The organism is Microbispora hainanensis, assembly GCF_036186745.1.
In the GTDB taxonomy this organism is placed as follows: domain Bacteria; phylum Actinomycetota; class Actinomycetes; order Streptosporangiales; family Streptosporangiaceae; genus Microbispora.
In genome coordinates this window covers 7,841,033-7,854,920 of record NZ_CP108086.1, presented here as the reverse complement: position 1 = coordinate 7,854,920, position 13,888 = coordinate 7,841,033, and the positions used below count along the sequence as shown (strand labels likewise).

At 71.0% G+C, this 13,888-nt stretch carries 16 protein-coding genes; 14 read left to right on the top strand and 2 right to left on the bottom strand.

Annotation, left to right across the window (positions count from 1 at the left end):
• The first annotated feature begins 134 nt into the window (after positions 1 to 134).
• The 13 genes from OHB01_RS35660 (at position 135) to OHB01_RS35600 (ending at position 11,824) form a co-directional block, all read left to right on the top strand.
• Positions 135 to 1,115 (top strand): substrate-binding domain-containing protein, encoded by a 981-nt coding sequence (locus OHB01_RS35660; protein WP_142651206.1) that lies wholly within the window; start codon positions 135 to 137, stop codon positions 1,113 to 1,115.
• A gap of 17 nt (positions 1,116 to 1,132) precedes the next feature.
• On the top strand, positions 1,133 to 1,912 hold the full coding sequence (locus OHB01_RS35655) for an ATP-binding cassette domain-containing protein (RefSeq protein ID WP_168066447.1): 780 nt from the start codon (positions 1,133 to 1,135) through the stop codon (positions 1,910 to 1,912).
• Positions 1,909 to 2,934: an ABC transporter permease gene (locus OHB01_RS35650; RefSeq protein WP_142651205.1), complete on the top strand. Its 1,026-nt coding sequence runs from the start codon at positions 1,909 to 1,911 to the stop codon at positions 2,932 to 2,934. Before OHB01_RS35655 ends, OHB01_RS35650 begins: the two co-directional genes overlap by 4 nt.
• Before the next feature lie 44 nt (positions 2,935 to 2,978).
• Positions 2,979 to 4,001 carry a phosphotriesterase family protein gene (locus OHB01_RS35645; protein WP_260617495.1) on the top strand — a complete coding sequence of 341 codons (1,023 nt, stop codon included), beginning with the start codon at positions 2,979 to 2,981 and terminating at the stop codon, positions 3,999 to 4,001.
• A 29-nt stretch (positions 4,002 to 4,030) separates the two neighbouring features.
• Positions 4,031 to 4,780: a glutamine amidotransferase gene (locus OHB01_RS35640; RefSeq protein ID WP_142651203.1), complete on the top strand. Its 750-nt coding sequence runs from the start codon at positions 4,031 to 4,033 to the stop codon at positions 4,778 to 4,780.
• A gap of 1 nt (position 4,781) precedes the next feature.
• Positions 4,782 to 5,723, top strand: coding sequence for a nucleoside hydrolase (locus tag OHB01_RS35635; RefSeq protein WP_328854572.1), 942 nt, complete (start codon positions 4,782 to 4,784; stop codon positions 5,721 to 5,723).
• Positions 5,724 to 5,886: 163 nt separating this feature from the next.
• Positions 5,887 to 6,828, top strand: coding sequence for a ribokinase (locus tag OHB01_RS35630; RefSeq protein WP_147944718.1), 942 nt, complete (start codon positions 5,887 to 5,889; stop codon positions 6,826 to 6,828).
• A 150-nt stretch (positions 6,829 to 6,978) separates the two neighbouring features.
• On the top strand, positions 6,979 to 7,449 hold the full coding sequence (locus OHB01_RS35625; protein ID WP_222709676.1) for a lamin tail domain-containing protein: 471 nt from the start codon (positions 6,979 to 6,981) through the stop codon (positions 7,447 to 7,449).
• A 280-nt stretch (positions 7,450 to 7,729) separates the two neighbouring features.
• Positions 7,730 to 8,212, top strand: a complete 483-nt coding sequence (locus OHB01_RS35620) for a hypothetical protein (protein WP_142651199.1) — start codon at positions 7,730 to 7,732, stop codon at positions 8,210 to 8,212.
• A 496-nt stretch (positions 8,213 to 8,708) separates the two neighbouring features.
• Positions 8,709 to 9,119 carry a YchJ family protein gene (locus OHB01_RS35615; protein WP_147944720.1) on the top strand — a complete coding sequence of 137 codons (411 nt, stop codon included), beginning with the start codon at positions 8,709 to 8,711 and terminating at the stop codon, positions 9,117 to 9,119.
• A gap of 259 nt (positions 9,120 to 9,378) precedes the next feature.
• A complete protein-coding gene (locus OHB01_RS35610) occupies positions 9,379 to 9,768 on the top strand; it encodes a hypothetical protein (RefSeq protein WP_147944721.1) in 390 nt (129 codons plus the stop codon).
• A gap of 212 nt (positions 9,769 to 9,980) precedes the next feature.
• A complete protein-coding gene (locus OHB01_RS35605) occupies positions 9,981 to 10,451 on the top strand; it encodes a hypothetical protein (RefSeq protein ID WP_147944722.1) in 471 nt (156 codons plus the stop codon).
• Positions 10,452 to 10,573: 122 nt separating this feature from the next.
• A complete protein-coding gene (locus OHB01_RS35600; RefSeq protein ID WP_205830983.1) occupies positions 10,574 to 11,824 on the top strand; it encodes an ROK family transcriptional regulator in 1,251 nt (416 codons plus the stop codon).
• Between the two features lie 96 nt (positions 11,825 to 11,920).
• Here the strand turns inward: OHB01_RS35600 and OHB01_RS35595 are convergent, their stop codons facing one another.
• Positions 11,921 to 12,739, bottom strand: coding sequence for an SAM-dependent methyltransferase (locus OHB01_RS35595; protein WP_260617494.1), 819 nt, complete (start codon positions 12,737 to 12,739; stop codon positions 11,921 to 11,923).
• 163 nt (positions 12,740 to 12,902) lie between these two features.
• Here OHB01_RS35595 and OHB01_RS35590 point away from each other — a divergent pair, with 163 nt between their 5' ends.
• A complete protein-coding gene (locus OHB01_RS35590; RefSeq protein ID WP_142651194.1) occupies positions 12,903 to 13,088 on the top strand; it encodes a hypothetical protein in 186 nt (61 codons plus the stop codon).
• 163 nt (positions 13,089 to 13,251) lie between these two features.
• Here OHB01_RS35590 and OHB01_RS35585 read toward each other — a convergent pair whose 3' ends face one another.
• Positions 13,252 to 13,833 carry an ATP-binding cassette domain-containing protein gene (locus OHB01_RS35585; protein WP_260617493.1) on the bottom strand — a complete coding sequence of 194 codons (582 nt, stop codon included), beginning with the start codon at positions 13,831 to 13,833 and terminating at the stop codon, positions 13,252 to 13,254.
• Positions 13,834 to 13,888 lie beyond the last annotated feature (55 nt).

Genomic DNA, 13,888 nt, shown 5'->3' with positions numbered 1-13,888 from the left:
AACGATAGAGGTTTAGTGAGGAAACTGCATCTTGACGCTGCTTTTTTGACCCCACTAGCATGCCCGAAACTCGGGTAATCGATTACCCAACCGGTGACTCATCTCTGTCCGCCCCCCCGAAAGGTTCCTCTCTCATGGCTCGATCCACGAGGCTCATCCGCCTGACAGCGGCGACGACGATCCTGGCCACCGGCCTCCTGGCGGCGGCGTGTGGCGGCTCGGACGACTCCGGCGCTTCCGGAGGCTCCGGCGGAGACCGGCCGCGGGTCGGACTGGTCCAGATCAACCAGCAGGCGATCTTCTTCAACGAGATGAACGCCGGCGCCCAGCAGGCGGCGAAGGAGGCCAACGTCGATCTCACGATCTTCAACGCCAACGACGACCCGGCCAAGCAGAACGAGGCCATCGACAACTTCGTCCAGCAGCAGTTCGACGCGGTCATCGTGGTCGCCATCGACGTCGAGGGCATCAAGCCCGCCGTGAAGATCGCCAAGGACGCCGGACTGAAGGTCGTCGCCGTCGACGCGATCGTCGACTCGCCCGCCGTCGACACCCAGGTGGGCGTGGACAACGCGGCGGCGGCCCGGCAGGCGGGCGAGTTCGTCAACAAGTGGGCCCAGGCGCAGGGACTGAGCGCGCCGAAGATCGGCGTGGTGGGTGCGCTGAACTCCTTCATCCAGAACATCCGCAAGGACGACTTCAACAAGACCGTCGAGGGCGCCGGCGCGAAGATCGTGCAGACCGTCGACGGGCAGAACAAGCAGGAGACGGCGATGACGGCCGCGGAGAACCTGCTCACCTCCCGCTCCGACATGAACATCGTCTACGCCACCGGCGAGCCGGCCCTGCTCGGCACGGTCGCCGCGGTGAAGTCGCAGAACGCGGCCGACCGGATCAAGGTCTTCGGCTGGGACCTGACCAAGGAGGCCATCGACGGCATCGACGAGGGGTTCGTCGCCGGGGTGGTCCAGCAGGACCCGAAGACCGAGGGCTACGAGGCGGTCAAGGAGGCCAAGGCCCTGATCGGCGGCGCCCAGGCGAAGAAGAACATCGACGTGCCCGTGACGATCGTGACCAAGGACAACGTCGACCCGTACCGCGCCACCTTCAAGTGAGCGGTGAAGAGACTCGCATGACGGACCAAGAGGCGGGGCGCGTCGACCGGGTGGTCATGCGCGACATCCGCAAGCGCTACGGAATGGTCGACGCGCTGCGTGGGGTGACGCTGCGCGTCGGCCCGGGAGAGGTGGTGGGGCTCGTCGGCGACAACGCCGCCGGCAAGTCCACCCTCATGAAGGTGCTGGCCGGCGCCGTCGTGCCGGACTCCGGCGAGATCGTCTTCGACGGCCGGCCGGTCTCCTTCGCCAGCCCCAAGGACGCCCGCGAACTCGGCATCGAGATGGTCTACCAGGACCTCGCGCTCTGCGACGACATCGACGTGGCCGGGAACCTGTTCCTCGGCAGGGAGCCGCGCAGGGCCGGCGGGATGATGCTCGACGTGCGCAAGATGCACGCGGACGCCCGTCGCCACCTCGACGCCCTGAACATCCGGATCCCGCTGACGGACATCCCCGTCGGAGGGCTGTCCGGCGGCCAGCGGCAGGCGGTGGCCATCGCCCGGGCGGTGACGTTCGGCCCGAAACTGCTCATCCTCGACGAGCCGACGGCGGCGCTCGCCGTCGCCGAGGTCGAGACCGTCCTCGAACTGATCAAGACGGTCTCGGCCCAGGACGTCTCGGTGATCCTCATCACGCACCGCCTGCAGGACCTCTTCCGGGTCTGCGACCGGCTGTGCGTCATGTACGAGGGCACGCTCAGGGCCGACCTGGACGCCCGGAGCACCAGCCTCGAACGGCTCGTGTCGGAGATCGTCGCCCACGACGAGGAGGACAAGGAGGGGAGGCGACGGTGACCGCCGCCAAGACCGCCACCGGACCCGGGACCAGCCAGAGGGTCGTCACCACCAGGTCGGCCAGGGCCAGCGCCCACATCGGCCGGCACGCGCAGACGATCGCCATCGCGGCCGTTCTGGTGGCCCTGCTGATCTTCTTCGCGTTCTCCGCCGACCGGTTCGCCACGACCGGCAACATCCTCAACCTGTTGCGGCAGATCGCCCCCACGCTGGTCGTGGCGACCGCGATGACCTTCGTGATCAGCACGTCCGGCATCGACCTGTCGGTCGGGTCCACCGTCGCGCTGTCCGGGTCGCTGCTCGCGATCGTGCTGCAGCACGGGTGGAACCCCACCCTCGCCCTGGTCGCGATCCTCGCGCTCGGCGCGCTGATCGGGTTCGTGAACGGGTGGTTCTCCTCCTATCAGAACATCCCACCGTTCATCGTCACGCTCGCCATGCTGTCGATCATGCGGGGTACGGCGCTGCGCGCCACCGAGGGCTACTCGACCCCCATCGACGGGGACCTCTGGATCGTCCAGATCGGCCAGGGTCGCATCGCCGGGGTGCCGGTCCCGGCCATCCTCGCCGTGGTCGTCGCGCTCGCCGGCTGGCTCGTCCTCACCCGGACGCCGTTCGGCCGCTATGTCATCGGCCTCGGCTCCAACGGCGAGTCGCTGCGCCGCGCCGGTGTGAACACGCGGAAGGTCGGGCTGACCGTCTATGTGCTCACCGGCCTGGCGGCGGCGGTCGCAGGCGTGCTGATCGCCACCCGCCTCAGCTCCGGCTCGTCCAACGCCGGATCCGGCTTCGAGCTGGAGGTAATCACGGCCGTCGTGCTCGGCGGCACCAGCCTCTTCGGCGGCCGGGCGAGCATGCTCGGCACGATCCTCGGCGCGCTCACGCTCGGCGTGATCGCCAACGGCCTGGTGCTGCTGCACGTGTCGCCGTTCTATGTGCAGATCGTCCAGGGCGGCATCCTGCTGCTGGCCATCTTCGCCAACAGCAAGGTGTGGGCGAAGTTCGGGGCGATCCGGAAATGACGTCCCCGGCTCCCCGGCCTCCGGCCGCGACGACTGTGACGACCGTGCTCGGCCCGGTTTCCCCTGACGACCTCGGGATCACGCTCTGCCACGAGCACCTGCGCAACGACGGCGCCCGCGCCTGGCATCCCGCGCCCGAGGGCGACGCCGAGGGGGAGCTGATCGCCCGCGACCCCGTACGGATCGAGTTCCTCGGCAGGCTCCGCAACGACCCGTACCTCTCTCGCGACAACGTGTCGCTGGACGACACGGGGACCGCCATCGAGGAGGTGCGCAGGTTCGCCGGGCGCGGCGGGCGCACGGTGCTCGAAGTGACTCCCGAGGGGATCGGACGGGCGCCCGCCGAGCTGGTCGCGATCGCCCGTGCCACCGGGCTGAACATCGTCATGGGCTGCGGTTTCTACCTCGAGAGGACCCACCCCGCCCGAGTGCGCTCGATGACCGCCGCGGACATCGCCGACGAGATCGAGCGTGACCTGACCGAAGGCGTCGACGGCGTCCGGGCCGGTGTGATCGGCGAGATCGGCGTCTCGCCGGACTTCACCGCCGAGGAGGAGAAAGTGCTGCGCGGCGCGGCCCGGGCGCAGGCCCGCACCGGCGTGCCGCTCTCGGTCCATCTTCCCGGCTGGGTGCGGCACGGCCACCGCGTGCTCGACGTCGTCGCCGAGGAGGGCGGCCTGCTCGCCGGCACGCTGCTCTCGCACCTGAACCCCAGCGGCGCGGACCGCGACTACCAGGTGTCCCTCGCCCTGCGCGGCGCCTACCTCGGCTACGACATGTGCGGCATGGACTATCTCTATCCGGGCGAGGGGCAGTCTCCATGCGACGAGGAGAACGCCGCCGCCGTGGCCTGGCTGGTCCGCGCCGGGCTCGGGCACAAGGTCCTGCTCTCCCAGGACGTGTTCCTGAAGACCATGCTCGTGCGCTACGGCGGCACCGGCTACGCCCACATCCTCACCCACTTCGTGCCGCGCCTGCACCGGCACGGACTGACCGCCGGTGACACCACCCGGCTGCTCGCGGACAACCCGCGCGAGCTCTTCCTCGCCGCCGCGCGCGGCCACTGATCACACACGAACAGAAGGAGACGATTTCCATGACCCGCGTGCTGGTCGCCGGCGAATCGTGGGTGAGCGTGTCGACCCACTACAAGGGCTTCGACTCGTTCACCTCGACGACCTACCACACCGGAATCGATCCGCTGCGGGACGTCCTGGTCGCCGACGGCATCGAGGTCGACCACCTGCCCGCGCACGACGTGCCCGCGCTGTTCCCCGGCACGCCCGAGGCGCTGGCCGCCTACGACGTGATCGTGCTCTCCGACATCGGGGCCAACAGCATCCTGCTGCATCCCGCCACCTGGCTGGCCAGCGAGAAGACCGTCAACCGGCTCGACCTGCTGGCCGGCTGGGTGGAGCAGGGCGGCGGCCTCGCCATGGCGGGCGGCTACCTGAGCTTCCAGGGCTTCGAGGCCAAGGCCGCGTTCGCCGGCACGGCGGTCGAACGGGTGCTCCCCGCCCGGATCTCCCGCTACGACGACCGCGTCGAGGCTCCGCAGGGCGTGCCCGGCCTGCTCGCCGACGAGACGCACCCCATCGTCGCCGGGCTCCCCGCCGAGTGGCCAGACCTGCTCGGTTACAACCGCTTCACGCTGCCCGACGACGCGACGCTGCTCGCGACCGTCGCCGGCGACCCCCTGCTCGCCGTACGGCAGGCCGGGGCGGGCCGGACGCTCGCCTGGGCCTCCGACATCGCGCCGCACTGGTGCCCTGACGAGTTCGTCTCCTGGGACGGCTACCGCACGCTGTTCACCCGGGCGGTCCGCTGGCTCGCGAAGGAGATCTGACATGCCGATCCCGGTGATCCTCGACTGCGACCCCGGGCACGACGACGCCATGGCCATCCTGCTCGCGGTGGCCGACCCGGCGATCGACCTGCGCGCGGTCGCGACGGTCGCGGGCAACCAGACGGTGGAGAAGACCGCGCTCAACGCGCGGCGGATGCTGAGCCTGGCGGGCGTCACCGATGTGCCGGTCGCCGCCGGCTGCGACCGCCCGCTCGCGGCGCCGCTGGAGATCGGCGACTACGTGCACGGGGAGAGCGGCCTGGACGGTCCGGCGTTCGGGGAGCCGAGCGTCCCGCTCGACCCCCGCCACGGTGTGGACCTCATCCACGACACGCTGGCGGCCGCCGGCGAGCCGGTGACCGTGGTGGCCATCGGCCCGCTGACGAACATCGCCACCCTGCTGCGCCGCCACCCCGAAGACCGCGAGCGGATCAGGGAAATCGTGATCATGGGGGGCTCCACGGATCGCGGCAACCACACGCCGTACGCGGAGTTCAACGTCTACGCCGATCCGGAGGCGGCGGCGGAGGTTCTGGACAGCGGCGTGCCGACGACGTGGGTCGGGCTCAACGTCAGCCACCAGGCGCTGGTCACCGCCGACGTGCTCGGCAGGATCGAGGCGCTCGGCACCCCGCTCGCCCGCGTCTGCGTGGAGCTGCTCACGTTCTTCGGCTCCACCTATCACGAGACCTGGGGATTCCCCGCGCCGCCGCTGCACGACCCGATCACCGTGGCGTACCTGATCGATCCCACGGTCATGACGTACGAGCGGGTGGGTCTGCGGATCGAGCTGGACGGCCGGCACACCCGGGGCGCGACCGTGGCCGACCTGCACCGCCGCATGGACTGGGAGCCCAACGCGAACGTCGGGATCGGCCTCGACCGCGACCGGTTCTGGAACCTCATGATCGGCGCCATCGAGGAGCTCGGCCGGGCCTCCTGAGCGTCGCCGCCCACGGCGTACGGCAGGCCGGCCACGCGCGGGGCGCGACCGGACGAGATGGCAGCACACCGCGCCCCGCGCCCCCACACCGCGCCCGCACTCCGCGCCCGCACTCCGCGCGCCGCGCGCCATGCACCTGACAGCTTGAGACAGGAGGAACGCCATGCGACCGAAGGGTGTCGTCGTCGTCGGGAGCATCTCCGCGGACGTCACCGCCTTCGCCCGCCGCCTCCCGCGCCGGGGGGAGACCGTTCTCGGCGACGACGTCACCGTGAACCTCGGAGGGAAGGGCGCCAACCAGGCGGTCGCCGCCGCCCGTGCGGGAGCGCCCACCTGGCTCGTCGGCTGCGTCGGCACGGACCCGTTCGGCGACATCGTGTCGTCGGCGCTGCGCGCCCACGGGGTGACGCTGACGGAGGTCCGCTCCGTAGGCAGCCGTACGGGCATCGCGCACATCAGGGTCGACGCGTCGGGCGAGAACGACATCGTCATGACTCCGCTCGCCAACGCCGATCTCACCGCGGAGATGGTGGACGAGAGCATCCGGGCCGTGCGCGGCAGAGCGGGCGTGCTGCTCCTCCAGCTGGAGATCCCGGCCGAGGTCGCCTGTCACGCGGCGGAGGCGGGTGCACGGGCCGGGCTGACCGTGGTGCTCGATCCCGCGCCCGCCCAGCCGCTGCCCGACCGGGTGTGGCCGCACGTCGCCGTCGTGACCCCCAACGAGAGCGAGGCCGCCGCGCTGACCGGGGTGGAGGTCGTCGACGTCGAGTCCGCCGAGCGGGCCGCGGCCTGGTTCCTCGACCGCGGAGTGCGGCACGCGCTCATCACGCTCGGATCGGCCGGCGCGCTGTCGGTCACCCCCGAGCGCGCCCGGCACTTCCCGGCCTACCCCGTGACGCCCGTGGACACCACCGCCGCGGGTGACGCCTTCACCGGCTCCTTCGGCGCGGCCCTCGCGGCGGGCCTTGATGTCTCCACGGCGATCCGCCGGGGGATGGCCGCCGGAGCCCTGGCGACCACACTGCCCGGCGCCGGCGCCTCCCTGCCCGACCGGAAGGCGGTGGACGAACTGCTCGATGCCATGGGCGAGGAAACCGCTCACTGAGCGCCCCGGTCGCGAAGACGGCGGTGCGCGGCGCGTCGTGGCCTTCACCGGGTCCATCGGATGCCGAACCGAGATGGAACGGTGCAAACGACGTGAGGGGCGGTCCATATGATCAAGTTCGATCGTGTCCCCCCACCCCAGGAGGGTCCTGTGCGTACCCGATCTCTGCTCGCGGCCGCAGCGGTGGCCGTCAGCGTGGCCGCCGTCTCCCAGCCCGCCCACGCGGCGGGTCCCGCCGTACGGATCACGAAGATCTACTACGACTCGCCCGGCTCGCCGGACAACGGGTCGAACAAAAGCCTCAACGGCGAGTACATACAGATCAAGAACACGACGAAGAAGGCCGTCAGCCTCAAGGGCTGGACCGTCCGCGACGACACGAAGCGCTCGGACCACGTCTACACGTTCGGCCGGTTCACTCTCGGAGCCGGGAAGACGGTCACCCTGCGGACCGGCCGGGGGAAGAACACCTCCACCACCCTCTACTGGGGCAGGAGCGGGGGGACGCTCGCGTACATCTGGAACCAGACCAAGGACAAGGCGTTCCTGCGGAACGCCTCCGGCAAGCTGGTCGACTCCTGCGCGTACAACTCCTCGCGGCAGGACTACAAGATCTGCTGACCACGGCCCGGTCGTGACCCGGCCCCCGGCGGAGTGCCGCCGGGGGCGCTTTGTCCGTTCTTGCGCCATGTGAAACATTCAGCGGGTCACGGCGGAATTTCGACCGGGGTCGTCGTCCTCTCTCTCCTGGTCGTGACGGAACGGCGTTCCCAAGGTCCCCGGAAGGGCCGGGTTTAACGCCCGACCGGATCGAGCCCTCGCGATCGCCGCTCTGGATAGGTCCGTGCAAGTCGAAATAGCCTCCGGGCACTCGGCACTCCTGCAACGGATGAGGTGTGAATTGACCGCACGCTCAAGAGGACGCCGCCTCGCGGCGACGTTCGCCATGGCCGGCGGGGCGCTCGCCACCGCGCTCCTGCCGCTCGGCCCCGCGCACGCGGCGTACAGCGCCGACCAGCCTGTCTATCTGCAGTTGGTGAGCAACGACGGCAACGCGACGCAGCTGGCCCTTCTCCAGGGCACGGTGGCGTTCGACGACGGGAACACGAAGTACCGCTACTCGCTGACCCTGTGCTGGCAGCACGCCTACCCCGCGCCCTCGTTCCAGGTCGTCGTCAACGGCACGAGCACGTCCTGGCCGTCCCAGACCGGCTCGACGAGCCTGCCGGGGTGCCAGCAGACGGCCGTCTACAACAGCGAGGTGAACTTCGGCGGCACCGTCCGCAACGTCCGCTTCGACGTGACCGGCGGGTGGTTCGGCAGCAACGGCCAGTACCAGACGCGTACGAAGAGCACCTACACCTACGACAACCCCTACAACTGAGCCGTTTCCGCGACGGATCGGCATGCGCCGGCGGCGGCGCGGACGGCTGAACGGCGAGGTCCCCGGCGTACGGTTCCACCATGAACCCTCGACGCCGGGACCTCGTCGCGATCACAGCCCGCGCCGGCGGCGGTCTCGGTGAACGCGGGCAGTGCCACCACGGTTCCGGTCGCCGCTGTGGCGGTCAGGACACCTGTGGCGATCGCTTTGTACAGTCTCATCAAGCGGGTCTCCTGGACATGAGATCGGGGGTCCCGTGAAGGCGGGCCGGGTGGAGCCGACACTCGGCCCGCCGCCATGTGGAACGCCTGATGGAAGGCGTACGGATGCTTCCGGGTCCTCGCACGGTCGGAAAGGCGCACCGAGGGGCGTCCGTATGGTCCGGGCGAAGAGCCTTGGGCGGCTGGAGAAGGGCACTGCCGACGTCCCGCATGGTCCAGGCGAAGGGGCCGGGACGGCGGAGCGAGCGCTCGGCCGGGGGCGATAACCTCGCGGGGTGAGCCGCACCTCTCGTTCCCGCCGGCCGCGCGCCGGTGAGCCCTGTCCCTGTGGCCTGCCGGCCGTCTACGGCGACTGCTGCGGCCGGTTCCACGCGGGACGGTCCGCGCCGACGGCCGAGGCGCTGATGCGGTCGCGCTTCTCCGCGTTCGCGGTCGAGGACGAGGCATACCTGCTGCGCACCTGGCATCCCTCCACCCGTCCGGGGCGGGTCGATTTCGACTCGGGCATGCGGTGGACCGGGCTGGAGATCGAGGCGGCCACAGGCGGGAGCCCCATCCACACCGACGGCACCGTCACCTTCCGCGCCCGGTACGACTACCGGGGACAGCCCGGCGAGATGCGGGAGCAGAGCCGTTTCGTCCGCCACGAAGGCGCCTGGGTCTATCTCGACGCCGTCGGTGAATGAGCCGCGCGAAGGCCATGCCGAGCCCCGGAAATGCCGCTTTCCGGATTTATGCGAATAGCGGCATTTGAGGGCATAGGTGCCTGATGTCGGGCCGAAAGGCCTAGCGACAAAAAATGCGTCATCATCGATGCCGCGCTTGGCATGGGCGGGGCCGGGGCCATGATGCGGGGTATGAGGTCAACGTTGCTTATGTCCGCGACGAAAGCCCATTGCCGAATGGCCTGGTAGGTAGGTGCGTTCCACGATGTCTCGCCGCTGCATGTCCCGCTCACGGCCGTTCCGGGTCCTGACGGCCCGTCGGCTGACGCTGGCCGTTCTGGTGGCCGCGATCGCGTGGAGCGCCGCTGCCCAGGAGGCGAGCGCGTTCGCGCAGGCCCGGACCCGTGCGCCGATGAGGGCGTACGGGCACGGGGACGGCGGGGGCCAGGTGGCGTCGGGCGGTACGGCCACGGCGCGGCAGTTCAAGTCGGGCAACGGCAGGTTCAACCAGAATCTCAACGGCGTGTTCGCCCCGACCTTCATGATCGGCCAGCAGCAGACCGGCATCACGAACGGCGGGCGCATCAGCACCCAGGGCGCCTTCTGCGGCCCCGGCCCGAGGAAGTGCAACATCCGGCAGAACATGCCCATCACTTCCAATGGATGGTGATCGCCTTTGAATACGCGTGGGCCGTGGATTCCACGAATGCGGGGGCGCGCTGACTGATATGGCAATGATGCCGTAAGACGCCGCGCGGATCGGGCGCGGGAATCCGTCGCGTCACTAGCCTGAGATCTCCTGGGCGAAAGGGCCGCCCGGAGCGTTGTGGCGGTGACTGGCGGGAGCGCGCGATGAAGTGTCAGCGGTACGGCGGGACGGCCATGAGGAAGATCGCTCTCGGTCTCCTCGCCTGCGCGTCGGTCGTTGCGGCGCTGGCCCCCGCGGGCCCTGCCGCCGAGGCCACGCGCACCCCCGGGCGGGAGACGCCGCGCCACCAGGAGGCCGGGCCACAGGAGCCCCGTCCACGAGAGCCCCGGCCGCAGGAGCCCCGGCCGCAGGCATCCGGGCAACGGTCCACGCGGGCCGTCAGGGACGCAATCGAGGCCGGGCTCACCGCGTCGAGCACCACGACCAACCGCGGTACGCAGCAGATCATGATCAACGTCGCGACCGGCGGGACCGGCATCCAGAACGCGATGTGCCGGGGCAACCGGGCGTGCGACATCGCGCAGGCGCTCGGCATGCCCTCGGCGGCGCCCTCACCCACGCCGACCCCGGCCGCGGCCCTGCAAGCCGGGTCCAGGGCGAAAGCGCGCGGCCACGGCGGATCACGGCGAGCGGGGGGCCGGTGAACGCGGGCCTCCGCCGCGGGCGCCTCCGTTGGTAATCTCAAGACGGGAAAGGGGTTCGGCCCTGTCCCTCCCGTCCACGGCCCGCCAACGAGGAACCTCCGAGTCGTCAGGATCTGCGCACCATGTCGAAAGCCGGTCGGTCCCAAGAGGAGATGCGCCGGCGCAACCTCGGCGATCTGCTGCGGCACGTGCACCTGGCCGGGGCGCTCTCCCGCTCCGAGCTGGCCGACCGGATGGGCCTGAACCGCAGCACGATCATGGCGCTGACCGCCGAGCTGTCCGCGGCGGGCCTGGTCAGCGAGGAGCTGCCCGCAGACACCGGCAGGGCGGGCCGCCCGTCGCTGGTGGTCCGCCCGGAGCGTGACCGGGCACACGTGCTGGCCTTCGACGTACGGGTCGACCGCCTGGTCGCGGCCCGCGTGGGACTGGGCGGGGAGATCCTCGACCGCCGGGAGGCCGCCCGGCAGCGTACGGGCGCAGACCTGGAAGACGTCGTCGGCGTGCTCGCGGGCTTCGGCCGCGAGCTGCGGCGCGGCGCCCGCGCGGGCTCGGTGTGCGTCGGGGTCGGCGCGGCCTACTGCGGCATGATCCGGCCCGACGACGGCACGGTGCGATACGGACCCTACGTCGGGTGGGTGGACCAGGCGTTCGGCGTCGAGCTCGGCTCCCGGCTGGGGCTCCCGGTGCTCGTCGGCAACGAGGCCCACCTGGGCGCGCTGGCCGAGCGCGACCGCGGAGTCGGCCGCGGCTTCGACAACCTGGTCTACCTGCACGGCGACGTGGGCGTGGGCGGCGGGATCATCGTCGGCGGCAAGCTGCTCGGCGGCGACGGCGGCTACGGGTGCGAGCTCGGGCACATGGTGGTGAACCCGTACGACGGGCGGCCCTGCATGTGCGGCTCGCGCGGCTGCCTGGAGGCGGAGGTCGGCGAGCACGCCCTGATCGAGGCCGCGGGCCGTTCGGGCGAGCTGAGCGGCCGCGAGGGCGTGCGCGCCGTGGTGGAGGCCGCTGGAGAGGGAGACGCGGCGGCCGGGGAGGCGCTGCACCGGATCGGCGACTGGCTGGGCATCGGCGTCGCCAACCTGATCAACCTCTTCAACCCCGGGATTGTGATCTTCGGAGGGATGCTGCGGGACGTCTACCCGGGCTCGGCGGCGCAGGTCGCGCGCAGGGTGGAGACGAACGCCATGGTGATCTCCCGCGAGCAGGTGCGGCTGCGGGTCTCGGCGCTCGGCGACGACGTCACGCTGGTCGGCGCCGCCGAGCTGGCCTTCTCCAGGCTCCTGGCCAACCCCCTCGACGTGCTCGCGGAGATGCGGCGTCGTACGGCGAGCCACCGCGCGGCCCCCCGGAGGCGAGTGGCCACCCTCTGAGCGCACCACTGCGCGCAGCTCCGGAGCAGGTGGTGGCGCTACAGGAGCGCGGCACCGCAGGGGGTCGTTCCGCTCGAAGACATGCGGACCTGCCGGTCAGGGGCCGGGCACGAGGCCGACTCCGCCGATGATGTCGCCTCCCGGCCTGCCGTTCCACGCGGGCTCCACGGTCTCGGGCCGCCACAGGTGCAGCGGCACGACGCCGGGCTCCAGCACGTCGAGGCCGTCGAAGAAACCGCGGACCTGGTCGGCGGTGCGCGGCACGATGCCGCCCGCGGTGGTCGCGGTGTAGACGTCGCGGCCCCGCCTGACCGCGTCCTCGTCCAGGTCGCCCTGGGTGATGTGGGAGACCACCACGTAGCCGCCCGGGACGAGCGGCTCGCGGAACGCGCCGACGACGCGCGCCGCCTCCGCGTCGTCGGTCACGAAGTGGAGGACGGCCAGCATGATCAGGGCGATCGGCTTGGTGAAGTCGAGGTGGGCCCGGACGCCGGGGTGGCCGAGGACCGACTCCGGTTTGCGCAGGTCGCCGTCGATCACGATCGATCGGGGGTTGTCGGCGAGCAGGGCGCGTGCGTGGGCGAGCACGATCGGGTCGTTGTCGACGTAGACGACCCGGGACTCCGGCGCCTCGGCCTGCGCCACCTGGTGGACGTTCTCCTGCGTCGGCAGCCCGGTGCCGATGTCGAGGAACTGCCGGATGCCCGCGCGCGCCAGGTGCCGTACGGCCCGCATGAGGAAGGCGCGGTTGGTCCGGGCGACGTCGCGGGCGTTGGGCAGGATGGAGATGATCTTCTCGGCCGCCTCGCGGTCGGACGCGAAGTTGTCCTTGCCGCCCAGGTAGTAGTCGTACATCCGGGCCACACTCGGCGTGCCGGGGTCCACCACCCACGCGGGCGCCTGCTCCTCGTGCACGCTCTGTCCTCCACTTGCGGGTCGGTACGCGGCATGGGACGACGTCCATCCTAGAGACGCGAGCGCCGTTTTTGACCATCTGATCCGACAAGCGGCAATGCCGGATGTGCTTATGCAAATGCCCTTCGCTCGGGTAGGGATTGACGAGAGGGGAGGTGACGGCATGGAGCCGCGCGGCGCCCTGGGACTGCGCATGGTGCTGGCCACCTTCGGGCTGGTCGTGTGCGTCTTCATCGCGATCACGGCGTACGCGGCGGGGCTGTTCGTGGCGGCGACCGTCGCGACCGTGCTCGCGATCGTCGCCGCGGCCGACTTCGTCACGATGGTCCGCCGCCGGGCCGGGCGCTGAGGACGCAGATGTGCCGGAGCGCGCCGCGCGGGCGGCGCCCGTGTGGCGCCGCCGGGCCGGGCGCTGAGGACAGGCCCGGGGACAGGCCCGGGGACAGAGCCGGGGACAGCCCCGAGGCGCGGCTACGGCACGCCGGGCGCGCCCCCTTGCCGGCCCCCGGGGCTCAGCCCGCGGCGAGGGCGCCCATGATGCGATCTTCGCTGACCTCGGGCCCGGCCGGCTCGCCCACGACCGCGCCGTCGCGCAGGACCACCACGCTGTCGCAGTTCTCCACCAGCTCCGACACGTCGGAGGAGATCAGCAGGATCGCCGGCCCGTCCACCGCCAGGTCGTCGAGGAGCGAGCGCATGGCCACCTTGGTCGTGATGTCGACACCCCGGCTGGGCTCGTCGAGCAGCAGCACCTTCGGATGCATCGCCAGCCAGCGGGCCGGCAGCACCTTCTGCTGGTTGCCGCCGGACAGCTCCCCGGCCGCCTGCCGGGGTGAGACGGCCTGGATGCCCAGCCGCCGCATGAACGTGTCGACGATCCGGTCGAGGTGCGCGTCGGAGACGATCCCCGCGCGCGACAGGCGGGGGAGCGCGGCCGGCGCGATGGTGTCGCGCACCGACAGGGTCGGCACGATGCCCTCGACCCGGCGGTTCTCCGGCACGAGCCCGACGCCGGCGCGGATCGCGTTCCTGATCGGCCACGTGCCCGCGGGCGCGCCTTGAAAGCTCTTGCACAGACCTGCGGCCTGCGGCACGGTTGCCTCCGCCGTGAATGGTGAGCCCGATAGAAGATAAATCCGTAACGAGGCC

What these genes read in the sequence shown, in the direction of transcription:
- OHB01_RS35660 (WP_142651206.1), top strand. Translation starts at nt 135, where the DNA reads ATGGCTCGATCCACGAGGCTCATCCGCCTGACAGCGGCGACGACGATC.
- OHB01_RS35655 (WP_168066447.1), top strand. Translation starts at nt 1,133, where the DNA reads ATGACGGACCAAGAGGCGGGGCGCGTCGACCGGGTGGTCATGCGCGAC.
- OHB01_RS35640 (WP_142651203.1), top strand. Translation starts at nt 4,031, where the DNA reads ATGACCCGCGTGCTGGTCGCCGGCGAATCGTGGGTGAGCGTGTCGACC.
- OHB01_RS35635 (WP_328854572.1), top strand. Translation starts at nt 4,782, where the DNA reads ATGCCGATCCCGGTGATCCTCGACTGCGACCCCGGGCACGACGACGCC.
- OHB01_RS35630 (WP_147944718.1), top strand. Translation starts at nt 5,887, where the DNA reads ATGCGACCGAAGGGTGTCGTCGTCGTCGGGAGCATCTCCGCGGACGTC.
- OHB01_RS35610 (WP_147944721.1), top strand. Translation starts at nt 9,379, where the DNA reads ATGTCCCGCTCACGGCCGTTCCGGGTCCTGACGGCCCGTCGGCTGACG.
- OHB01_RS35605 (WP_147944722.1), top strand. Translation starts at nt 9,981, where the DNA reads ATGAGGAAGATCGCTCTCGGTCTCCTCGCCTGCGCGTCGGTCGTTGCG.
- OHB01_RS35600 (WP_205830983.1), top strand. Translation starts at nt 10,574, where the DNA reads ATGTCGAAAGCCGGTCGGTCCCAAGAGGAGATGCGCCGGCGCAACCTC.
- OHB01_RS35590 (WP_142651194.1), top strand. Translation starts at nt 12,903, where the DNA reads ATGGAGCCGCGCGGCGCCCTGGGACTGCGCATGGTGCTGGCCACCTTC.